Genomic DNA, 21,163 nt, shown 5'->3' with positions numbered 1-21,163 from the left:
TCCCTTTCGACGCCCGCGGCGTCCTTCGGCTCACTCGCCAGGGGGCTTGTGGGTATCACCCGGCGATGAGGAGGGCCTCCGAGGCCACCGGACGGTAGCCCGCCGCCTGGAAGGTGCGGACGCTGCGGGCGTTGCCGGGAGACTGCTGGGCCCAGACCACGCCGTCCGGCGTCAGATGCCGGGCGGCGAGGGCCAGCGCCCGGCCGAGCCCCTGGTGCCTCACCTCCTCGTCGACCTCGATCGCCGCCTCCCAGCGGCCGGCCACGCCCCGCCCCAGGATCAGCACACCGCCGTCGGCCGCCCACACCCGTACGTCGTCCCGGAACTTCAGCGCCCGCGCCACCCGGGGGTGCCCCGTGTCCCGGATCTCCCGCAGCGGCAGCTCGGGGGCGCCGGGCAGCGCGGGCGCGACCGTCAGCAGATCGACCGTGTTCATGCGCAGCCCCGTACGGCGCATGAGGGCGATGAGGAACTCCGGGTTCATGGAGGCGGCCAGCGGATCGCTCGACACCGCCGCCAGCTCCGCCCGTACCCACTCCGGGTCCTCGTCGGTGAAGACGACCGAGTGCGCGGTGAAGGCGAGGACTCCGGCGTCCCGGGGGCTGGGCTGCGGGACCACCGTCGTCGAGCCGTCCGGCGGCGGGAACTGCCCGCGCGCCGCCGCCGCCAGGATCCGTGCCACGTCATCGCTCATGCCTCCATGATCGGCCATGGCCCGGCGCCCCGGCCCGACGGGCCGCCCGATAATCTGACCCCCGTCATCGAAGGACCAAGAAGGGGCGGAAGCTGTGGCGGACATCGAGTCGGCGCGCAAGGCATTCGATCGGTACGACGTGGACGGGGACGGATTCATCACCGCCGCCGAGTACAAGAGCGTCATGGCGCAGCTGGGTGACTTCCACGTCACCGAGACGGTCGCGGAGGCCCTGATCGCCCCGCGCGACGGCAACGCCGACGGCAAGCTGTCCTGGGACGAGTTCTGGGCCGGCCTCAACAAGGCCTGACCCGCCGGGCGAGGACGGGCGGCGCCGTACTCCGTACGGCCCATCGCGTGCGCGTGTACGTGAGTTGCCGCCCGTCCGGCCCTCGGTGACGATCGACCGGTGACGCTTCCCGGTCCCGCAGGCACCCCGATACGTCGGACGACAGCCGCGCTCGTCGCGATCGGAGCCCTCGCGGCCCTCGCTCTCGCCCTCGTCGGCGCCGGACTGGCCCAGACGGGCACCGGCGAACTCCCCATCCCCGCGGCCGGGACCACCAGCGTGCTCCGGGTCCTCCTCCTGGCCGCACTCGCCGTCCATCTCGGCGAACTCACCGGCGCCCGCCTGGCCCGCGCGGGCCCGCTGCCCCGCCGCTGGTCCGCGCCCGCCGCCCTGCTCGGCGCGGCCGCCTCGGCCGGACTCCTCCTGCTCCTCGCCGCGGTCAGCGGACTGGGCCTCACCACGGCGTACGGCCTGCGGGAAGGCCGCCTGCTCCTCGTGACGGCCAACGCCTTCGCCCTCGCGGCCCTGTGCGCCGCCTCCCGCCGCCCCGCCCTCGCGCTGCTCCCGCTCACCGCGGTCGTCGTCGCCGAGGCCCTGCGCGCGCATCCGGAGACGTACAGCCCGGCGGTCGGCGTCACGCTCACCGTCGTCCACCTGGCGGCGGCATCCCTCTGGTTCGGCTCCCTGCTGTACGTCCTGCGGACCATGCGGCTGCGCGGGGGCGGGCGGGACGTGCTGGGCCGTTACGCCCGCGCGGCGGCCTGGATCTTCGCCGCGCTCGTCGTCACGGGCACCTGCTCCAGTCTGCGCCGCCTTCCCCTGGAGGCCGTCCTCAGCACGGCGTACGGCAGGGTCCTGCTGGCCAAGCTCGCCCTGGTCGGCGTGGCGAGCCTGCTCGCGCTGACCGCCCGGCACCGGATGCTGCGGGGCGGGGACGCCGAGGCGCCCGCCCGGATCGAGCTGGGAGTCCTCGCGGCGGTCGTGGTGATCTCGGCCCTGCTGACGGTGGTGCCCGACCCGCACTGGCTCGTGTGGAGCCGCGGCTGAGCCACCGGCCACCCCCAGGGCCGCCGCCCGGTGTCAGCGGCGTCTCGTGGTTCGGTACTGAACCTCAAATGTCTCGGTGCCGATACCGGTCCACCCCTGCTGTGCGCGGCCCCGCGGTTGCAGATGCTGGGTCCATTACATGCACAGGATCCAACGGGAGGGACGATCACGTGCGCAACACGTTCAAGGGTGCGGAGCCGCCGGTGACCTCCGTACTGACGAATCCCACGAGCCGGACCCGGGCCCGTGTCGAAGTGCCCGTGCGACTGGCCGACGGAGGCTGGAAGACCGCCGAGATGGTCACCTTCTCCGAACTCGGTGACGGGCAGGAGCACATCGCCGTCACCTTCGCGCCGACCACGGACGTCCCGCTGGTGCGGCTCCACTCGGAGTGCCTGACCGGAGACGTCTTCGGGTCCGCCCGCTGCGACTGCGGACCGCAGCTCGAGGAGTCGATGCAGCTGCTCGCGGAGTCCGGCGGCATCCTGCTCTATCTCCGCCAGGAAGGCCGGGGCATCGGGCTCTACAACAAGTTGGACGCCTACCGCGTCCAGGACGAGCTCGGCCTCGACACCTTCGCCGCCAACCGCGAGCTGAACTTCTCCGACGACCTCCGCGACTACCGTCCCGCCGCCGAGATGCTCCGCGCCCTCGACGCCCCGCGGATCAGACTGCACACCAACAACCCCGACAAGGCCGCGCAACTGACCTCGTACGGCATCGTCATCGACGAAGTGATCCCGACCGGGATCTTCCAGACCGAGCGCAACCGGCACTACCTGCGCGCCAAGGTCGAGCGGAGCGGCCACACCATTCGACTCGCGGGGGAGTCCATATGATCCAGCACCGGGGCCCCATCAGCGGCATCGCCGCCTGGCGGGACGCGTACGTCGCCACCGCCGGTTACGACAACCAGGTCATCTGCTGGGACCAGCGCACCGGCCGGGCGCTGGCGCGCTCCTTCCACGACCACCTGGCCAACCAGTGCGCGTTCTCGCCCGACGGCCGGCACCTGCTCACCTCGTCCAGCGACTACACGGCCCGCCTGTGGACGGTGCCCGACCTGCGGCTGGTCGCGGTCTTCGCCGAGCAGGAGGACGACGTCGAGATGTCGGTCTTCCACCCGTCGAAGGAACTGATCGCCACCGCCTCCCGCGACCACAGGGTGCGCGTGTACGACTTCACCGGGCGGCTCGTCGCCGTCTTCGCCGGCCACACCGCCGACGTCATCTCCGTCGAATGGAACCGCGACGCCGACGAGGTGATCTCCTCCAGCGACGACGGCACCATCAAGCGCTGGTCCCTGGAGACCGGCGGGATGATCGCCAACCTCGACATGGGCGGGGTCGAGACGGACACCATCGCCATCTCCTCCGGCGGCACCATCTTCGCGGGCAACGACGAGGGCCGCATCGTGGTCGTCGGACCCACCGGGCAGAAGGACGTGCCGGCCCACGACGCGGGTATCAAGCGCCTCGTCCTCGACGACTCCCGCCACCTCCTGGTCAGCCTCAGCTACGACCGGACCATGCGGCTGTGGGACGTCTCCTCCGGCCGGCCCGAGCTGCGCGACACCAGCGGTCTGCCCGACGACGTGTGGCCCCGCTCGTGCGCGTTCGCCGGCGACTCGCGTCTGGTCTTCGCCACCTTCGGGGCCGGCTACCGGGGCTACGACTACGAGGAGCGGGTCTGGGACACCGCCGAGGTGCCGCCCACCGGCGGGGTCAACGCCGTGCTGCCCGCTCCCGAGGGCCCGCTGACGGTCGGTGACGCCGGACTGGTGCGCCGGGACGGTGTCCAGGTGGCGGAGACCGGCAGCCTGTGCAACTTCCTCACGCCGCTGGGCGCAGTGGTGCTCTCCGGCGGACAGCTCGGCAAGGTCTTCGACGCGCTCACGGGGCGCGAGCTGTACCAGCACCGCTCCCCGCTCAACTGCGGCGCCGCCTTCGAGCGGGACGGCGAACGGTACGCCGTCGTGGGGGCGTACACCGGCGAGGGCCTGCTGCTCCGGCTGCGCGGCACGGACCGCGTCGAGCACGTCGCGGACCTGCCCCTGCACGTGAACGCCGTCAAGGGCGTCGCCGTCTCCGGGGACTTCGTCTTCTCCGTGGCGGCCGACGCCTCGGCCACCTGGTACCGGATCTCCACCCTGGAGAAGGTCGCCACCGTCGAGGACGCCCACGACAAGATCGCCAACGGCTGCGCGGGCCTGGAGGACGGCTGGTTCGCGAGCGTGAGCCGTGACCTGAAGCTGCGGCTGTGGAACCCCGAGCGGCGGGCCGAGGTCCTGCCGACGCCGCACACCCACTCCATCAAGTGCGTCGCGGCGTCCGACGACGGCAGGTTCGTGGCGACCGGCAGCTACAACGGCCGCGTCGCGGTCTACGACCGGGTGGAGCGCGGCTGGACCGAGGTGGTCCGGCCCACCACGGCGGGCATCTCCTCGCTCGCGTACGACGCCGGGCGCAAGGTCTTCGCCGCCGCGTCCTACGACGGCCAGGTGTACACGATCGGCGGCTGAGTCGCCGTCGTCCCGTACGGCGCCGGGGGAGGTGAGGGGGACCCCGCCTCCCCCGGCGCCGTGCCACGGCCCCTGGGACCGCTTGGCTCCCCTCGGGACCTCTCCCGGGGGCTTCTCCCTGCTTCCCCTCCTCTCCGAGAGGACTCCACACCCCATGGACAGCCATCCCATAGCCGACCGCTACACGATCACTCCCGCCCGTACGCCGCAGCTCGACGAGGCGGCGTACGCGGCCGTGCTCCACTCCGACTTCCAGGACCACTACGCCACCGGGCGCGACCTGTGGACCGGCGAAGAGGCGATGCGGGAGGCGCCGCGCCTGCTGTCGAGCGCGCTCGGTGACACCCAGGACGCGCACATCCTCGACATCGGCACCGGTCATGGCCGCGACGCCGAGATGCTGCTGGCCGACGGGCACCGCGTCACCGGCATCGACCTCATCGCCTCCCCCGAGTGGGACGCCCTCGTGGCTCGCCGGCCCGGCCGGGCCCGCTTCCTCGTGACCCCCCTGACGGAGCTGGCGGGCACGGCGGAGTACCAGGCCGTGCTGGACAACGGCTGCCTGCACCACCAGCACCCGGACAGCTATCCCCGCCATCTGCGGCGCGTCCGTGAACTGCTCGTCCCCGGCGGCCTGTTCACCGTCTCCGTCTTCCAGGCGGCGGGCGACGCGGGCAGCCTCTACGTCAACGCGGGCAAGCGCCTCTACCGCGAGTTCACCCCCGGCGAGCTCCACTCCCTCGTCACCGCCCACGGCTTCGAGCCGGTGGACGTGCGCCGGGTGCCGCGCGGCACGGCGGGGCTCACGTACCTTCTGGGGACCTTCCGGCGCACGGCGGACGGCGAGCCGCGATGAGGCGGTGCGTCACCCTGCTGACGGCGGTCTCCGCGGCGGTCTGGGCGACGGGGTTGCTCGTCGAAACTCCCACCTCTCCCGCCTCTCCGGCTTCCCCCGCCGGCGCGTCCTCCCCCGCCGGCGCGTCCTCCCGGGCCGAGGTGTCCGGCTGGGCCGGCTCCTGGGGTACGGCTCCGGCGCCCGCCGCGCCCGAGGGCATCTCCCGGGACGGGCTGGACGACCGGACGGTACGCATGGTCGTGCGCATGTCGATCGGCGGCGACCAGGTACGGCTGCGGTTCTCGAACGCGTACGGCACACGGCCGTTGACCCTGGGCCGGACGACCGTCGCGCTGCCGCTGCCGGGCTCCCCGGCGGCGGCCGTACCCGGCAGCACCCGGGCGGTCACCTTCGACGGCGGCGCGGCCCGAACGACCCTGCCGACGGGATCGGAGGCGCTCAGCGACCCGGTCGCCTTCGACGCGCCGGCCGGGGCGGACCTGATGGTCGGCGTCCATCTCCCGGAGCCCACCGGACCCACCACCTGGCACTGGCTGGCGCAGCAGCGCAGCCATGTCTCCGAAGCGGGCGACCACACCGCCGACGCGACCGGGGCCGCGTTCCCCCGCACCGAGACCTCGTGGTTCTTCCTCACGGGCGTGGACGTGCGCGGGACCGACGCGCGCGGGACACGGGCGCGCGGCGCGGTGGTCGCGATCGGCGACTCGCAGACCGATGGGGTGGGCTCCACCCTGGACGGCAACGGCCGCTGGACCGACGCCCTGGCGCGCCGCCTCGCCGCCGATCCGGCGACCCGCGGCCTGGGCGTGCTCAACAAGGGCATCGGCGGCAACCGCGTGCTGCGCGACGGCACCGAGACCGACCGGCCGCAGCGCGGCACCAGCGCCCTGGGACGGCTCGACCGGGACGCGCTCGCCCAGGCGGGGGTACGGACCGTCGTGCTGTACGAGGGCATCAACGACCTCCAACTGCCGCCGCACGCAGGCGCGGACGAGGTCCTGAACGGACTGCGCACGATGGCCCAGCGCCTGCGCGAACGAGGCATCCGCGTGCTGGTGGGCACCCTGACACCGTTCAAGGACTCGCCGTTCTGGACCGAGGACGCCGAGCGCGCCCGTACGGAACTCAACACGGTGCTGCGCACGGCACCTGAGTTCGACGCGGTCGTGGACTTCGACGCGGCGGTCCGCGACCCCGCCGACCCCCGGCGCGTGCGCGCCGGCTTCGACAGCGGCGACCACATCCACCTCAACGACGCGGGCTACCGCGCCCTGTCCGACGCGGTGCCGACGACGGAGCTGACCGAGACGCCGGTCCGCTCCGGGGCCGCGGCTCCCGCCCGAGCCGCAGGCCCCGTCCCGGCCGCGGCCCGAGGCTCAGGCACCGGCACCGCGGACCGCGCTCCCACGACCGACCGGAGGCTTCCTTGACCAGCACCACGCCTCCCGCCGCCCCGCCGGCGGTCATGGCCAACCCCAACACCCTCTCCGACCGGGCGGCCATGGGCCTGCCCGACTCCTTCACCGCCCGCACGGGACCCTGGGCCCTGCAGGCCCACCCCGATCTCCTCGGCGCTCCCGCCGTGACCCTCGTCTCCGTCGCGGAGGACCCCGGCCGGCCCTTCTCCCGGCGCTACGCCGCCGGCACGGTCCTCGGCCTCGTCGGGGACCCGCGCATCCGGCCCGACGATCCTCCGATGGCCGACGTCCCGGGGGCCCGGGTCCGGCTCGGCCTCGAACCGGAGGAGGTCGGGCCGGTCACCGCCCGCTGGCGGCACGCGGGGGTGGAGGAGGAGTGGATCGCGAAGGAGTGCCCCGCGTACGAGACGGACATCGCGGCCTTCCGGATCGCGCTCCACCCGGTGACCAACGCCGAGTACCGCCGCTTCCTGGAGGACACCGGCAACACGTGGCTGCCGACCTCCTGGCGGTTCGGCGTCTACCCCGAGACGCTCGGCAACCACCCGGTGTGGACCGTTCCGCCCGAGGCAGCCGACGCGTACGCCGCCTGGCTCGCGGACCGTACGGGCCGGGCGTTCCGGCTGCCCACGGAGGCCGAGTGGGAGTACGCGGCCTCCGGCGGCGACGGCCGGGAGTTCCCGTGGGGCGGGGAAAGCGCCACCGACCGCGCCAACACCGTGGAGCACGGCCCGCTGACCACCACCCCCATCGGGGTGTACCCCGGCGGGCGTTCGCCGTTCGGGGCGCACGACATGGCGGGCAACGTGGAGGAGTACACGGCGGACGAGTACCGCCCGTACCCCGGCGGAACGGACGTCGCCGACGACCTCGCGCGCACCCGCGGCGCCTATCGCATCGCCCGGGGCGGCAGCTTCACCCGCTTCGGCGACCTCGCCCGCTGCCGACGGCGGCACGGCTGGTACGCGCGGGACATCTACGCCATGGGCTTCCGGCTCGCGGAGACGCCGTGACGGCCGGCATCCCGGCGGCGGCGTCCGGCACGCCGGAGGCCCGGAACGCACCCCCCTCGTCCGTGCGTCCGGCCGAGGAAGCCGCCATGCGCCGCGCGATCGGCCTCGCCGCCACCGCGCTGGGCGAGACCAGCCCCAACCCCGTCGTCGGCTGTGTCCTGCTCGCCCCGGACGGCACCCCGGTGGGCGAGGGGTACCACCGGGGAGCGGGACACCCGCACGCGGAGGTCGAAGCCCTCGCCGTCGCGGGAGACCGGGCTCGGGGAGCGACCGCCGTGGTCACCCTGGAGCCCTGCGCGCACCAGGGCCGTACGGGACCGTGCGCGGACGCGCTGCCGCGCGCGGGCGTCGCCCGGGTCGTCTACGCCGTGCCCGATCCGAACCCGCACGCGGCGGGCGGTGCCCGGCGGCTGCGCGCGGCCGGTGTGGAGGTGGTCCCGGGCGTCCTGCGCGCGGAGGCCGAGCGCGGCAACGAACTGTGGCTCACCGCGGTCCGCGCCGCCCGGCCCTGCGTGACGTGGAAGTTCGGCGGCAGCCTCGACGGGCGGTCGGCGGCGCCCGACGGGACCTCACGGTGGATCACCGGACAGCGGGCGCGCGAGGACGTGCACGCCCTGCGCGCCGCGCACGACGCCGTACTGGTCGGCTCGGGGACCCTGCGTGCCGACGATCCGCACCTCGGGCTGCGGCACGCGGTGTCCGGCCGGCCGCCGCTGCGCGTGGTCCTCGACCGGGCCGGTGACGCCGTCCCGTCCGGCGCGCGCGTGCTCGACGACGCCGCCCCCACGCTGGTCGTCATCGGCCGGGGCGCGCCGAGACCCCGGCTGCCGCGGGGCCACGAGGTGCTGGACGTGCCCGTCGTGGACGGCGGTCTCGACATCCGGGCGCTGGCCGGCGAGCTGTACGCGCGGGACGTGCGCTCCGTGCTGCTCGAGGGCGGCGCCCGGCTGGCCGCGGCCTTCGCCGCCGCCGGCCTCCTCGACCGGGTCGTCGCCTATGTGGCGCCGCTGCTGCTCGGGGCGGGAGGACGACCGGTCCTGGACGACCTCGGGATCCGGACACTCGGCGACGGGGTCCGGCTGCGCCTCGACGAGGTGAGCCGGGTCGGTGAGGACGTACGGCTCGTGCTGCGTGCCCGGCCGCTGCCCGGGGAGGCACCGTGAGGCCCCGGGTCGCCGTCGTCTACCACAGCCGCCGGGGGACGATGCGCGCCCTCGCCCTGGCGGCGGCCGAGGGCGCGAGGGCCGGCGGTGCCCGTGTGCGGGTGGTGCGGGTGGCGGACGAGGGTGGGGGCGGCGGCCGCTGGCCGGAGCCCCTCGCGGCCCCCGACGACGTGCTGTGGGCGGACGGCCTGGTCCTCGCGACGCCCACGTACTTCGGCAACGTGTCCGCCTCCTTCAAGCGGTTCCTGGAGACGACCAGCCCGCTGTGGCGCCAAGGTCTGCTCGCGGACCGGCTGGTGACCGGGATGACCGCATCCACCTGCACGAACGGGGGCCGCGAGGCGACGCTGCTGTCACTCCATCAGACGCTGTACCACTGGGGCTCCTGGGTGGTCGGCGCCGATCCGGCGGACCCCGCGGCCCGCGCGGCGGGCGGCAATCCGTACGGCCTGTCGGTCGAGCCCCGGCCGCGCGGCACGGACGGGACGGACACCGTCCCCGGCGATGCGGCCGGCACCGGCACGCGGACCGTCGTGGGCGCGGCCGAGCGGGAGGCGGCCCGGGCGCTGGGCCACCGGCTCGCCGAGCTGACGGCGCGGGCGCGTCCGGCGCCCGCCGCGCCCACCGGCCCGGGCCCGGTCAAGGTGACCGTCGTGCACGCCGCCGACAGCGGGCCCGCCCGCCTCCTGGCGCAGGAGTGCGCGGCGGGTGCCCGCTCGGTGGGGGCGCGGGTCCGGCTGCGCAGGGTCGTCGGCACCGGCGGCCGGGCGCGCGCGGACGCGGCCGGCCGGCACGGGCCCCCGGCGGCGCTCGCCACGCCGGAGGACATCGCCTGGGCGGACGCGGTCGTGTTCGGAGGGCAGGCGCGGTTGGGCGCCATGGCCCCGGCGCTGCTGGAGTTCGTCCAGTCGCTGGAACCGGCCGTCGGCCCGGGCCCCCTGTCCGGCAAGCCCGCGAGCGGCTTCGTCGTGACGGAGCGCCCGCACGCCGGCAGCGAGTCGGCGCTGCTCGCCTTCCACCACGTGCTGCTCCACAGCGGGGCGGTGGTGGTGCCGCCCGGCTACACCGACCCGGCGGTCTTCGCGGCCGGCGGGAACCCGTACGGCACCTCGCATCCGCTGACGGCGGGCGACGTGCCGACGCCGGCCGTACGCGAGGCCGCCCGCCATCAGGGGCGGCGCGCGGCGCTCAGCGGCGACCTGCTGCGCCGGGCCGCGAGCGCGAGCACCGACAGCGCCGCCGGCCAAGGCGCCCGGGGCACCGAGAACACCCGAGAGATCGCATGACGAGGAGGTCGGCCAGGTGAGTGCGCAGCGCGATGCACTGCAGTACGACGACATAGGGGAGGCGTACGAGGGGTTCAAGGCGCTGCCCATGGCGCGCTACCCCGAACGGGCCAGTTTTCTGCGGCTGCTCGGAGACGTCCGGGGCAGGTCCGTCCTCGACCTGGCCTGCGGCACGGGCTTCTACACCCGGCGGATCAAGCGCCTCGGCGCCGCTGACGCGCTCGGGGTCGACATCTCCGGCGAGATGGTGGCCGCCGCCCGGCGCATCGAGGAGCGGAACCCGCTGGGCGTGCGCTACACCGTGGGTGACGCCGCCGAACTCGCGCTCTCCGAAGCTCCCTTCGACGTGGCGACCGCGGTGTACCTGCTCAACTACGCCGATGACGCGGCCGCCATGGAGCGCATGTGCCGCGGCGTGCACCGGAGCCTGGCGCCGGGCGGCGAGTTCCTCGTCCTCACCCAGGCGCCCGGCTTCCGGTTCGACGGGCCGTCCACCGCCAAGTACGGCTTCCTCTACGTGCCGGTGGGGGAGGGGGCCACCGGGCCGCGCGTCCGCATCACGGCGCTGCTCGACCCACCGGTCGAGTTCGTCACGAACTATCCGCGCCGCGAGGTGTACGAACAGAGCCTCCGGGCCGCCGGTTTCGGCGAGGTGACCTGGGTGCCGCTGGAGGTGCCCGCCGAGGGCGTCCGGGCCATGGGTGAGTCGTTCTGGGCTGACTTCCTGGCCAATCCGCCGCTGGTGATGCTGCGTTGCCGCGCCTGAGGGGCGCCGTCGGTCACGCATGAGGGGGCTCCGCGGATCGCCGCGGAGCCCCCTTCGTATGGCCGACGGTCACTTCGCCGCGGCCGCGGGGCGGAGCCGCCGGGAGAGGAGGATGCCGATCAGGGCGAGCGCGGCGGTGAGCGCGAAGACACCGAACAGCGCGGTACGGGTGGTGGAGTCGTAGTGCTGCGCGATCGCGATCGCCGCGCCGCCGAGTCCCGCGATCAGCGCCGTCGCGAGGGTCTGGGCGAGCTGGAGCGCGCTGCTGACCTCGCCCTGACGCTCGGCCGGCGTCTGCTCCAGGGTGTCGGTGGTGGCGGCGTTGAACGCGACACCCATGCCGAGGCCGCCGATCGCCCAGCCCAGTACGGCGATCCAGGCGGGGACCGACTCGGTCAGGATCGCAAGGGCCATGACGGCCACACCGGCCAGCAGTACGACGAAGCCGAGCGCGACGCCGGCGGTGCGGCCGGCCCCGTTCCGGCCGTCCCGCTTCGCCTGCCACGCGGACCCCAGTACCCAGGTGATCGCGCCCGCGGACAGGCCGAGACCCGCCTCGGTGGCGCTGGAGCCGCGCAGTTCCTGCAGGCCGAGCGGCAGGAACGCCTCGCTGCCGAAGTACACGCCACAGAGCAGGCCGCGGATCACGACACCGGCGCCGAGGCCGGCCCGGGCGCTCAGGGTGCCCTCCGGCGTCACCTGGCGCAGCGCCGGTACGGCGATGGCCACGCCCACCAGGGCGAGGACGACGAGAAGGGCGAGGTTCTCGAGCAGCAGCGCCTGCAGCAGCAGACCCGTGCCCACGGTGAGCAGGACGGCGCCGGCCAACGGGCTCTTCCACCAGGGCAGCTGCGCGGCGGGGGCTCCGGAGTCCGCCGGGCCCGCCGTGTCGCGCGTGCGGTCCAGGCGGCGCAGGCCGGGGAGGGTCAGGACGGCCGCGATCACGATGAGCGGGAGCATGAGCAGGAAGACCGCGCGCCAGTCGGTCAGGTCCGACAGGGTGCCGGCGACGACGGGGCCGATCAGCGAGGGGATGGTCCACGCCGAGGACAGCAGGGCGAACATGCGCGCCCGCAGATGCTCCGGGTAGGCCAGACCGATCACGGTGTACGCCATGGCCATGACGGCGCCGACGCCGAGCCCCTGGGTGAACCGGCCGAGGAGGAACAGGGGCCAGGACGAGGCCGCGCCCGCCACCGCGCAGCCCACGGCGAAGACGGCCAGGCCCACCGCCATCGGCCGCCACGGACCGCTCCGGTCGGCGGACCGGCCGGCGAGCACCGTACCGATGATGTTGGCGAGCATGAGCGCGGACAGGCCCCACCCGTAGGCGCCGAGGCCGTCCAGCTTCCGTGCGATGTCGGGCAGCACGGTGGCCACCCCGAGCGATTCGAACGCGACCATGCTGACCGAAAGGATCACGCCTAAGGTGAGCGCCCGGTAGCGCCCCGCGAAGACGCTCTCCGCGGGCGCGGCCCGCGTGGCGGCGGCTGGGCTCGGCGACCCGCCCGATCCGCTCGACCCCTCGGCCACTTCGTCGACACCGTGAGACATGGAGTCACTCCTTGAGCCATTTTCGTTTCGTACCGGAACGGAACGGTGGTGAGCATACCTATACTGGCGCCATGGTGAACACCCCGAACGCCGCCGAGACCGACGTGCGGACCCCCGGTGGGCAGCGCACCGGGCGGCCCCGCGACAGCCGTATCGACGTCGCCGTGCCCAGCGCGGTGATGGAGATCCTCAACGAGGCGGGCTACGGGAAACTGACCATGGAGGCGGTCGCCGCCCGGGCCGGCACGAGCAAGCCGGCCCTGCGCCGCCGCTGGCGGTCGCGGCAGCACCTCGTGGTGGACACGCTCGCCGCGGCGATCGGCACCACGCCCACCCCGGACACCGGCTGCACGCACTGCGACCTCATCGCCGGGATCGGCACGCTCAGTCAGGCGTTCACCCACACGGTCGGGCGGCGGGTCCTGCCCGCCCTCGTCGCGGACCTGGCCGACGACCCGGAGCTGGAGTCGGAGTTCCTGGAGAAGTTCTTCCACGTGCGCCGGGCCTCGACGGCCGAGGCGCTGCGGCGCGGGATCCAGCGGGGGGACATCCGCCGGGACGCGGACATCGACCTGCTCCTGGACATGCTGGCGTCCACCACCTACTACCGGGCCCTGTTCGGGCACCTGCCGGTCACCGCGGCGCTGGCCGAGGACGTGGTCGAGGTCGTGCTCGCGGGAGTGGCCACCGACCGGTGGCGCAGCCTGCACAGGGGGCCGGACGGCGTCTGAATCGCACCTTCACGCACCACGAGCGACAACGAAACCCTGGGGCGAAAAGGGAGTTGCTGTGCTCAGTCGAGATGGCGAAGTGTCCGCCCTGGAAGAGGCGCTGGCCGCGGCGGCCGGCGGGATGGGGGCCAGCCTCCTCCTGGAGGGCGGCATCGGCACCGGAAAGTCCTATCTGGCGAGGGCCGCCCTGAGGACGGCTCGGGCCAGGGGCTTCGCGGTGGTGTCGGCCCGCGCCCGGCAGGCGGAACGAACACTTCCGTACGGCGTGCTGCACCAGGTGCGCGACCAGCTCCTGGGCGCGCACGACGTACCCGCCGCACACACCGCGCACGACGGCCGCCGACCGGGCGAACCGCTCGCGCCGCCCGGGTCTCTCGTGCCGCCCGGGTCTCCCGGACCGTCCGCCGTCGCCCCGGCCTCCCCGCCCGAGGCCGCCGCGGCCCAGCTGCACCGCCTCCTCACCGGACACACCACCCGGCAACCGCTGCTGCTCGTCGTCGACGACCTGCAGTGGACGGACGCCCGGTCGCTCCACTGGCTCGGCCACCTCATGGCCCGCCTCGAAGGGCTCCCGGTCGCCCTGCTCGGCACCCTGGCACGGGACCACACGGAACCGGGCGACGAGGAGCCGCAGGGGCCCGACACGACCTCGGTGGCCGCGGTCGCCGCCGAGTTCCACCGTCGCGTGGTGCTGCGCGGACTGAACGTCGACGCCGTCGGCTACCTGCTGTCGTCCTCCTTCGGTGTACCGATGGACACCGGCCTCGCCCGCGCCTGCCACGCCGTCACGGGCGGCAACCCGCTGCTGGTGCAGGCCCTGCTGCGGGAGTTGCAGCGCGTCGGCGTCGGCCCGGGGGAGCTGTCCGCCGAGCGGATCGCCGAACTGGGGTCGGCGGAGGTGGCGGAGACGTTCGTCGCCCGCTTCGAGAGCTGGTTCCCGGGCATCGGCCGGGCCCTCGGCACCGTCGCGATCCTGAGCCGGGCGCACTCCGCCGAACTCGTCGCCGAACTGGCCGGTCTCGACCCCGGGGAGACCGCCGACGCCCTCCACACCCTCGTCCGCTCCGGCGTCCTGGACGCGACCGAGGAAGGCGTCAGGTTCAGCCGCCCCATGGTCCGTACCTCGTTCCTCGCCGCCCTCCCGCCCAGCGAACGCGCGCGTCTGCACGCGGAGGCGGCCAAGGCCCTCCACGCCGCGGCCGCCCCGCGCGAGGAGATCACCGCCCACCTCCTGCACTCCGACCCCGTCTGCGCCCCCTGGGCCTGCCAGATCCTCGTCGACGCGGCCGACGCGGCCCTCGCCGCCGGCGCCCTGAAGGAGGCCCGGGCCTGTCTGGAACGCGGCATGGAGGAGTGCGGGGCGGAACGCGAACCGGAGCTGCTGCGGCGGCTCGGGCACGTCGAGCTCGCCGACGACCTCGACGCGGCCGTGCCCCGGCTGCGCTGCACGCTCGACCTCATACCCCAGGCCGGCGACCGGCGGTCCGCCGCGCTCGCCGACCTCGTGCAGGCCGTCGTGCTGACCGGCGACATCCCCGAGGCCCTGCGGATCATGGAGGCCGAGGTCGCCGCCCTCGAACGGCAGGACACCGAGAAGGAGTTACGCACCGGGACCGGCGCCCTGCTGGAGCTCCTGCGCCTGATGGACGGCCGAAGCACCCGGTCGGGGCCTCCGGCGTCCCGGGCGGCGCTCGCCGAGGTCGCCCGCACCCCCTGGGTCCGGCGGGCCGAGGCGGCGGTGCCCGCCCTGCACGCCCAGTGGCGGGGCAGGCGACGGGAGGAGGCCGTGCAGCTGGCCCGCCTGGCGCTCGGCGAACCGGTGGGGACCGTCAACGAGGACGCGGCGCTGCGGATCGCCCTCCTCCTCGCCCTGGCGCGCGCCGGTGAGCACGAGGAAGCGCTGGAGACCGGCCGGGCCCTGCTCGCCCAGGCGACGGCGGAGGGCTCGCACACCGTGGCCGCACTGGCCAGGGCCGCGCTCGCGGAGTGCGCGTTCCGGATGGGCCGCCTCCAGGAGTCGGTCCAGGCGGCGTACGCGGCACTGGACCACAATCCGGTCGTGCCCGGCCGCGAGTGGCTGGGGTCCGCCCAGGCCCGCTGCTGGCTGGGAGCGGCGCTCCTCGAGTCCGGCGACCTCGAACAGGCTCAGCGGGTCCTCCTCGACGACGGGCTCCCGAGCTGCCCGCCCGGGATCACCCTGCCGGGCCTGCTGTTCCACCGCGGCCGGCTGCACCTCGCGCTCGGCCACGCCAGGGCGGGCCTGGCCGACCTGGAGGAGTGCGGCCGTCGGCTGAGGCTGCGCGGCTGGGCGGACTCCGTCGTGTACCCCTGGCGCTCCGAGGCCGCCCTCGCCCACAGCCGCCTCGGCAACGCCGCCCTCGCGGACCGCCTCGCCCGCGAGGAGCTGGACCTGGCCCGCGCCTGGGGCGCGCCGCACGCCGTCGGAGCCGCCCTGCGCGCCCTCGGCCTGCTGGCCGGCGGCGACCGACGGGTCACCCTCCTCGCCGAGGCGGCCGCGATCCTCCGGGTCTCCGGCGCGGCCCTCACGGAGGCGCGGACCCTGGGCGACCTCGGCCGCGCCTCCATGCGCACCCGCAAGATCCGCAAGGCGCGGGAGCAGCTGCGCGCGGCCATGGCCCTGGCCGAGAAGTGCGGCGCCGCGGCGCTCGTCCGGGAGCTGCGTCAGGACCTGATCGAGACGGGCGCCAGGCCACGCCGGGACCGCGAGACCGGGCCGGCCTCGCTCACCCCGGCCGAACGCCGCACCGCCCTGCTCGCCGCCGGCGGACTGACCAACCAGGAGATCGCGAACCGGCTGTACGTCACGCGCCGCACGGTGGAGATCCACCTGAGCAGGGCGTACCGGAAACTGTCGATCTCGGACCGGCGCGAGCTGAACGGCATGATCCAGGACGACACGCCCCCGCCCCAGCCCCCCACCCCGCGCCGGCCGCCGGCCACCGCCTCCGCCCCGACCCGGTCCTGTGCCTGAGGCGCCGACGGCGCCTGAGCCGGGTCGTCGAACCTCAGCACTCGATGATGTTCACCGCGAGCCCGCCCCGGGCGGTCTCCTTGTACTTGACCGACATGTCCGCGCCGGTCTCCTTCATCGTCTTGATGACCTTGTCGAGGGAGACCAGGTGGCTGCCGTCGCCGCGCATCGCCATCTTCGCCGCGGTGACGGCCTTGACCGCCGCCATGCCGTTGCGCTCGATGCACGGGATCTGGACCAGTCCGCCGACCGGGTCGCAGGTCAGGCCCAGGTTGTGCTCCATGCCGATCTCGGCCGCGTTCTCGACCTGCTCCGGGGTGCCGCCCAGGACCTCCGCGAGGGCGCCGGCCGCCATCGAGCAGGCCGAGCCGACCTCGCCCTGGCAGCCGACCTCGGCGCCGGAGATGGAGGCGTTCTCCTTGAAGAGCATGCCGACCGCGCCCGCCGCCAGCAGGAAGCGCACCACGCCGTCCTCGTCCGCTCCCGGCACGAAGTTCATGTAGTAGTGCAGCACCGCCGGGATGATGCCCGCCGCGCCGTTCGTGGGGGCGGTGACCACACGGCCGCCCGCCGCGTTCTCCTCGTTCACGGCCATCGCGTAGAGGGTGATCCACTCCATCGCGAGCGCCTGCGGGTCGCCCTCGGAGCGCAGCTTGCGCGCGGTGTTCGCGGCGCGACGGCGGACCTTCAGGCCGCCCGGCAGGATGCCCTCGCGGGACATGCCGCGCGCGACGCACGCCTGCATGACGCGCCAGATCTCCAGGAGCCCCTCGCGGATCTCCTCCTCGGTGCGCCAGGCCTTCTCGTTCTCCAGCATCATCGCGGAGATCGACAGGCCGGTCTCCTTCGCCAGGCGCAGCAGCTCGTCACCCGTGCGGAAGGGGTACTTCAGGACCGTGTCGTCCGGCACGATCGGGTTCTCGCCCTGGACGGCGTCCTCGTCGACGACGAAGCCGCCGCCCACCGAGTAGTACGTCTTCTCCAGGACGAGGGCGCCCTCGGCGTCGTACGCGAAGATCGTCATGCCGTTCGCGTGGTACGGGAGCGCCTTGCGGCGGTGCAGGATCAGGTCCTCGTCGAAGTCGAAGGGGATCTCGTGCGCGCCGACCAGGTTGATCCGGCCGCTCGCCTTGATCCGCTCGAACTCCTCGTCCGCCGACTCGACGTCGACCGTGCGCGGAGAGTTGCCCTCCAGGCCGAGGAGAACGGCCTTCGGGGTGCCGTGGCCGTGCCCCGTCGCGCCGAGCGAGCCGTACAGCTCGGCCCGTATCGCGGCGGTGTGGGCCAGCAGGCCCTCGTTCTTCAGCCGGCGGGCGAACATCCGGGCCGCCCGCATGGGGCCCACCGTGTGGGAGCTCGACGGACCGATACCGATCGAGAACAGGTCGAAGACCGAGATGGCCACGGGAGACTCCTTGTGGGGGTGGTAGACGCCGTTGTCTGCCGGGGTGGAGCAGAAAAGCGCTGGAACACGGGGTGGGGCACCGCGCTCACTGTCCAGTGTGCGCGGTGCCCCGGAGCTTCGTACGAACGAAACTGGAACTAAAGCGTACGAAATTACTTCAGGCCGGGGTACAGCGGGTGCTTCTCGGCGAGAGCGGTCACCCGGGCCGCCAGCGACTCGGCGTCGAAGCCGGGCTTCAGGGTCTCCGCGATGATGTCGGCGACCTCGGCGAAGTCCTCGGTGGTGAAACCGCGGGTCGCGAGCGCCGGCGTGCCGATGCGCAGACCCGAGGTGACCATCGGCGGACGCGGGTCGTTCGGGATCGCGTTCCGGTTGACCGTGATGCCGACCTCGTGGAGACGGTCCTCGGCCTGCCGGCCGTCGAGCTCGCTGTTGCGCAGGTCGACGAGGACCAGGTGCACGTCCGTGCCGCCGGACAGGACCGAGACACCGTGCGCGGTGACGTCGTCCTGGACCAGGCGCTCGGCCAGGATGCGGGCGCCGTCCAGGGTGCGCTGCTGGCGCTCCTTGAACTCCTCCGAGGCCGCGATCTTGAACGAGACGGCCTTGGCCGCGATCACGTGCTCCAGCGGGCCGCCCTGGAAACCGGGGAAGACCGAGGAGTTCAGCTTCTTCGCGAACTCCTTCTTGGCGAGGATGATGCCGCCGCGCGGGCCGCCGAGGGTCTTGTGCGTGGTGGAGGTCACCACGTCCGCGTACTCGACCGGGTTCGGGTGCAGACCGGCCGCGACGAGCCCGGCGAAGTGGGCCATGTCGACCCACAGGTACGCCTCGACCTCGTCGGCGATCCGGCGGAACTCGGCGAAGTCCAGCTGACGCGGGTAGGCGGACCAGCCCGCGATGATCACCTTGGGGCGGTGCTCCTTGGCGAGGCGCTCCACCTCGGCCATGTCGACCAGACCGGCGTCGTCGACGTGGTACGCGACCACGTTGAACTGCTTGCCCGAGAAGTTCAGGCGCATGCCGTGGGTCAGGTGGCCGCCGTGGGCCAGGTCCAGACCGAGGATCGTGTCGCCGGGCTGGGCGATCGCGAAGAGCGCGGCCTGGTTCGCCGAGGCGCCGGAGTGCGGCTGGACGTTGGCGTACTCGGCGCCGAACAGGTCCTTGATCCGGTCGATGGCGATCTGCTCGGCCACGTCGACGTGCTCGCAGCCGCCGTAGTAGCGGCGGCCCGGGTAGCCCTCGGCGTACTTGTTGGTGAGGACCGAGCCCTGGGCCTCCATGACCGCGACCGGAGCGAAGTTCTCCGAGGCGATCATCTCGAGGGTGGACTGCTGGCGGTGGAGCTCGGCGTCGACAGCGGCGGCGACGTCGGGGTCCAGCTCATGGAGAGGGGTGTTCAGAAGCGACATGAATCGATCCCTAGGGGGTCTCGGTTAGCCGGCGGTGAATGCGGTGTACTCGTCGGCGGTGAGCAGGTCCTCCGGCTCGCCCTCGAGGCGCACCTTGAACAGCCAGCCACCCTCGAACGGTGCGGTGTTCACCAGGGAGGGGTCGTCCACGACGTCCTGGTTGGCCTCGACGACCTCGCCGGTCACCGGCGCGTACAGGTCGCTGACGGACTTGGTGGACTCCAGCTCGCCACAGGACTCGCCCGCGGTCACCGTGTCACCGACCTCCGGGAGCTGCACGAACACGACGTCGCCGAGGGCGTTCGCCGCGTGCTCGGTGATGCCGACCGTCGCGACGCCGTCGACGACGTCCGACAGCCACTCGTGCTCCTTGCTGTAGCGAAGCTGCTGGGGGTTGCTCATGGCGTGATTCTCCTGGATCGGGGGAGTGCTGGTGTACGCGGGTCTTACGAGATGAGACGAGAGATGAGACGAGGGGTGAGAAGCCGTGAGACGCGTCACTTCTGGCGCTTGTAGAAGGGCAGCGCCACGACCTCGTACGGCTCATGCGTGCCACGGATGTCCACACCTACACCCTGCGCGCCGGGCTCGGCGTGCGCCGCGTCCACGTACGCCATGGCGATCGGCTTTCCGAGGGTCGGGGACGGGGCGCCGGAGGTGACCTCGCCGATGACCCGGCCGTCCGCGACGACCGCCATGCCGGCGCGCGGGACCCGGCGGCCCTCGGCGATCAGGCCGACGAGCTTGCGCGGCGGGTTGGAGGCGGCGCGCTCGGCGGCGGCCTCCAGGGCCTTGCGGCCCACGAAGTCGCCGTCGTTCGTCGTCTTCTCGAACTTCACGACCCGGCCGAGGCCCGCGTCGAAGGGGGTGAGGGAGGTCGTCAGCTCGTGCCCGTACAGCGGCATGCCCGCCTCCAGGCGGAGCGTGTCACGGCACGACAGGCCGCACGGGATCAAGCCGACCGGCGCGCCCGCCTCGGTCAGCGCCGTCCAGACGCCCTCGGCGTGCTCGGGCTTCAGGAACAGCTCGAAGCCGTCCTCGCCGGTGTAGCCGGTACGGGCGATCAGCGCCGGGACCCCGGCGACTGTGCCGGGCAGGCCGGCGTAGTACTTGAGCCCGTCCAGATCGGCGTCGGTGAGCGACTTCAGGATGCCGGGGGACTCCGGGCCCTGGACGGCGATCAGGGCGTACGCGTCACGGTCGTCGCGCACCTCGGCGTCGAAGCCGGCCGCGCGCTCGCTCAGCGCGTCGAGGACGGTCTGCGCGTTGGAGGCGTTGGCGACGACCATGTACTCGGTCTCGCCGAGCCGGTACACGATCAGGTCGTCGAGGATGCCGCCGTCCTCCTGGCAGATCATCGTGTAGCGCGCGCGGCCGAGGCCCACCGTGGAGATGTTGCCGACCAGCGCGAAGTCGAGGAGCTCGACGGCCTGGGCACCGGTGACCGTGATCTCGCCCATGTGGGAGAGGTCGAAGAGGCCCGCCTTGGTGCGGACGGCGTTGTGCTCGTCGCGCTCGCTGCCGTAGCGCAGCGGCATGTCCCAGCCGGCGAAGTCGGTCATGGTCGCGCCCAGGGAGCGATGCAGCGCATCGAGGGCAGTCAGACGGGGGGCAGTGCTCATGGGTGTGGCTCCCGGGTCCCAGGGCAAAAAATCATGACGGACGAGGACGATCCTCCCCATCTGTCATGGAACCTGAGAGGTTCACCGAGGGCATCCTCGGCTTGCACCTTGGGTGGAGCCGCGCCGGGCACGCCGGGACGGTTCACTTTTCAGATCTGCCTCATCCACGCGGTACGGGGCCTGAGAGATTCAAGGGAGGGTCTTGCTCCTTCGGCGCCCGGGGCCCACCGTGGTGGTTCCGGGACTCTCCCGCGCGGATTCGAGCGGCCGGTATGAGGTTGTGTGCGCTTGGCGCGCACATCATTGCATGGCGGGTCTGATCGGCAAATCGCTTGTGCCTTATTACCGCTTCTTTACACTTCATGGGCAAGGGGTCCTCGGAACCCGACTGGGG

The 21,163-nt window shown here is 73.5% G+C and carries 18 protein-coding genes and 1 riboswitch; of the genes, 12 read left to right on the top strand and 6 right to left on the bottom strand.

Annotated features, from left to right (window positions below; all coding sequences use genetic code 11):
• Positions 1–55: 55 nt before the first annotated feature.
• Complete coding sequence (locus tag ACZ4VW_RS00240) at positions 56–694, bottom strand: GNAT family N-acetyltransferase (RefSeq protein ID WP_467956789.1); 639 nt, start codon at positions 692–694, stop codon at positions 56–58.
• 94 nt (positions 695–788) lie between these two features.
• Between ACZ4VW_RS00240 and ACZ4VW_RS00235 the strand changes: the two genes are divergently transcribed.
• The 10 genes from ACZ4VW_RS00235 (at position 789) to ACZ4VW_RS00190 (ending at position 11,053) form a co-directional block, all read left to right on the top strand.
• Entirely contained in the window at positions 789–1,004 is a 216-nt protein-coding gene (locus ACZ4VW_RS00235; protein WP_355107727.1) for an EF-hand domain-containing protein, read from the top strand.
• A gap of 99 nt (positions 1,005–1,103) precedes the next feature.
• The gene (locus tag ACZ4VW_RS00230) at positions 1,104–2,030 is read left to right on the top strand and encodes a CopD family protein (protein WP_467956787.1); all 927 of its coding nucleotides are present in this window, start codon (positions 1,104–1,106) and stop codon (positions 2,028–2,030) included.
• Positions 2,031–2,200: 170 nt separating this feature from the next.
• Positions 2,201–2,869, top strand: a complete 669-nt coding sequence (locus ACZ4VW_RS00225) for a GTP cyclohydrolase II (RefSeq protein ID WP_467956785.1) — start codon at positions 2,201–2,203, stop codon at positions 2,867–2,869.
• Positions 2,866–4,551, top strand: a complete 1,686-nt coding sequence (locus ACZ4VW_RS00220) for a WD40 repeat domain-containing protein (RefSeq protein ID WP_467956783.1) — start codon at positions 2,866–2,868, stop codon at positions 4,549–4,551. Before ACZ4VW_RS00225 ends, ACZ4VW_RS00220 begins: the two co-directional genes overlap by 4 nt.
• A gap of 154 nt (positions 4,552–4,705) precedes the next feature.
• Positions 4,706–5,407 (top strand): SAM-dependent methyltransferase, encoded by a 702-nt coding sequence (locus ACZ4VW_RS00215; protein WP_467956781.1) that lies wholly within the window; start codon positions 4,706–4,708, stop codon positions 5,405–5,407.
• Entirely contained in the window at positions 5,404–6,837 is a 1,434-nt protein-coding gene (locus ACZ4VW_RS00210; RefSeq protein WP_467956779.1) for an SGNH/GDSL hydrolase family protein, read from the top strand. Before ACZ4VW_RS00215 ends, ACZ4VW_RS00210 begins: the two co-directional genes overlap by 4 nt.
• Before the next feature lie 35 nt (positions 6,838–6,872).
• On the top strand, positions 6,873–7,838 hold the full coding sequence (locus ACZ4VW_RS00205; protein ID WP_467958109.1) for a formylglycine-generating enzyme family protein: 966 nt from the start codon (positions 6,873–6,875) through the stop codon (positions 7,836–7,838).
• 86 nt (positions 7,839–7,924) lie between these two features.
• Positions 7,925–9,001, top strand: a complete 1,077-nt coding sequence (gene ribD, locus ACZ4VW_RS00200) for a bifunctional diaminohydroxyphosphoribosylaminopyrimidine deaminase/5-amino-6-(5-phosphoribosylamino)uracil reductase RibD (protein WP_467958106.1) — start codon at positions 7,925–7,927, stop codon at positions 8,999–9,001.
• A complete protein-coding gene (locus tag ACZ4VW_RS00195; RefSeq protein WP_467956778.1) occupies positions 8,998–10,287 on the top strand; it encodes a flavodoxin family protein in 1,290 nt (429 codons plus the stop codon). Before ribD ends, ACZ4VW_RS00195 begins: the two co-directional genes overlap by 4 nt.
• Before the next feature lie 88 nt (positions 10,288–10,375).
• Positions 10,376–11,053, top strand: a complete 678-nt coding sequence (locus tag ACZ4VW_RS00190; RefSeq protein WP_467958104.1) for a class I SAM-dependent methyltransferase — start codon at positions 10,376–10,378, stop codon at positions 11,051–11,053.
• A gap of 69 nt (positions 11,054–11,122) precedes the next feature.
• Here ACZ4VW_RS00190 and ACZ4VW_RS00185 read toward each other — a convergent pair whose 3' ends face one another.
• Positions 11,123–12,457, bottom strand: coding sequence for an MFS transporter (locus ACZ4VW_RS00185; RefSeq protein ID WP_467956776.1), 1,335 nt, complete (start codon positions 12,455–12,457; stop codon positions 11,123–11,125).
• Positions 12,458–12,678: 221 nt separating this feature from the next.
• Here ACZ4VW_RS00185 and ACZ4VW_RS00180 point away from each other — a divergent pair, with 221 nt between their 5' ends.
• Together ACZ4VW_RS00180 and ACZ4VW_RS00175 are read left to right on the top strand one after the other, a co-directional pair.
• Positions 12,679–13,338 carry a TetR/AcrR family transcriptional regulator gene (locus ACZ4VW_RS00180; RefSeq protein WP_467956774.1) on the top strand — a complete coding sequence of 220 codons (660 nt, stop codon included), beginning with the start codon at positions 12,679–12,681 and terminating at the stop codon, positions 13,336–13,338.
• A 58-nt stretch (positions 13,339–13,396) separates the two neighbouring features.
• Positions 13,397–16,330: a BREX system ATP-binding domain-containing protein gene (locus ACZ4VW_RS00175; protein WP_467956772.1), complete on the top strand. Its 2,934-nt coding sequence runs from the start codon at positions 13,397–13,399 to the stop codon at positions 16,328–16,330.
• 34 nt (positions 16,331–16,364) lie between these two features.
• Here the strand turns inward: ACZ4VW_RS00175 and ACZ4VW_RS00170 are convergent, their stop codons facing one another.
• The 4 genes from ACZ4VW_RS00170 to gcvT form a co-directional block, all read right to left on the bottom strand.
• Complete coding sequence (locus ACZ4VW_RS00170; protein WP_467956770.1) at positions 16,365–17,735, bottom strand: L-serine ammonia-lyase; 1,371 nt, start codon at positions 17,733–17,735, stop codon at positions 16,365–16,367.
• A 152-nt stretch (positions 17,736–17,887) separates the two neighbouring features.
• The gene (locus ACZ4VW_RS00165) at positions 17,888–19,147 is read right to left on the bottom strand and encodes a serine hydroxymethyltransferase (protein ID WP_467956768.1); all 1,260 of its coding nucleotides are present in this window, start codon (positions 19,145–19,147) and stop codon (positions 17,888–17,890) included.
• Positions 19,148–19,171: 24 nt separating this feature from the next.
• A complete protein-coding gene (gene gcvH, locus ACZ4VW_RS00160; protein WP_361850051.1) occupies positions 19,172–19,549 on the bottom strand; it encodes a glycine cleavage system protein GcvH in 378 nt (125 codons plus the stop codon).
• A 95-nt stretch (positions 19,550–19,644) separates the two neighbouring features.
• The gene (gcvT, locus tag ACZ4VW_RS00155; RefSeq protein ID WP_467956766.1) at positions 19,645–20,769 is read right to left on the bottom strand and encodes a glycine cleavage system aminomethyltransferase GcvT; all 1,125 of its coding nucleotides are present in this window, start codon (positions 20,767–20,769) and stop codon (positions 19,645–19,647) included.
• Positions 20,770–20,928: 159 nt separating this feature from the next.
• Positions 20,929–21,031: riboswitch (glycine riboswitch) on the bottom strand.
• Positions 21,032–21,163 lie beyond the last annotated feature (132 nt).

Source organism: Streptomyces sp. NPDC029139, from assembly GCF_055564335.1.
The sequence above is the reverse complement of the archived record's forward strand: the minus strand, read 5'-3'. Positions and strand labels throughout refer to the sequence as shown.

Coding starts and splice junctions, on each gene's coding strand:
- ACZ4VW_RS00180 (WP_467956774.1), top strand. CDS start 12,679: ATGGTGAACACCCCGAACGCCGCCGAGACCGACGTGCGGACCCCCGGT.
- ACZ4VW_RS00240 (WP_467956789.1), bottom strand. CDS start 694: ATGAGCGATGACGTGGCACGGATCCTGGCGGCGGCGGCGCGCGGGCAG.
- ACZ4VW_RS00165 (WP_467956768.1), bottom strand. CDS start 19,147: ATGTCGCTTCTGAACACCCCTCTCCATGAGCTGGACCCCGACGTCGCC.
- ribD (WP_467958106.1), top strand. CDS start 7,925: ATGCGCCGCGCGATCGGCCTCGCCGCCACCGCGCTGGGCGAGACCAGC.
- gcvT (WP_467956766.1), bottom strand. CDS start 20,769: ATGAGCACTGCCCCCCGTCTGACTGCCCTCGATGCGCTGCATCGCTCC.
- ACZ4VW_RS00205 (WP_467958109.1), top strand. CDS start 6,873: ATGGCCAACCCCAACACCCTCTCCGACCGGGCGGCCATGGGCCTGCCC.
- ACZ4VW_RS00210 (WP_467956779.1), top strand. CDS start 5,404: ATGAGGCGGTGCGTCACCCTGCTGACGGCGGTCTCCGCGGCGGTCTGG.
- ACZ4VW_RS00185 (WP_467956776.1), bottom strand. CDS start 12,457: ATGGTCGCGTTCGAATCGCTCGGGGTGGCCACCGTGCTGCCCGACATC.
- gcvH (WP_361850051.1), bottom strand. CDS start 19,549: ATGAGCAACCCCCAGCAGCTTCGCTACAGCAAGGAGCACGAGTGGCTG.
- ACZ4VW_RS00220 (WP_467956783.1), top strand. CDS start 2,866: ATGATCCAGCACCGGGGCCCCATCAGCGGCATCGCCGCCTGGCGGGAC.
- ACZ4VW_RS00190 (WP_467958104.1), top strand. CDS start 10,376: ATGGCGCGCTACCCCGAACGGGCCAGTTTTCTGCGGCTGCTCGGAGAC.
- ACZ4VW_RS00215 (WP_467956781.1), top strand. CDS start 4,706: ATGGACAGCCATCCCATAGCCGACCGCTACACGATCACTCCCGCCCGT.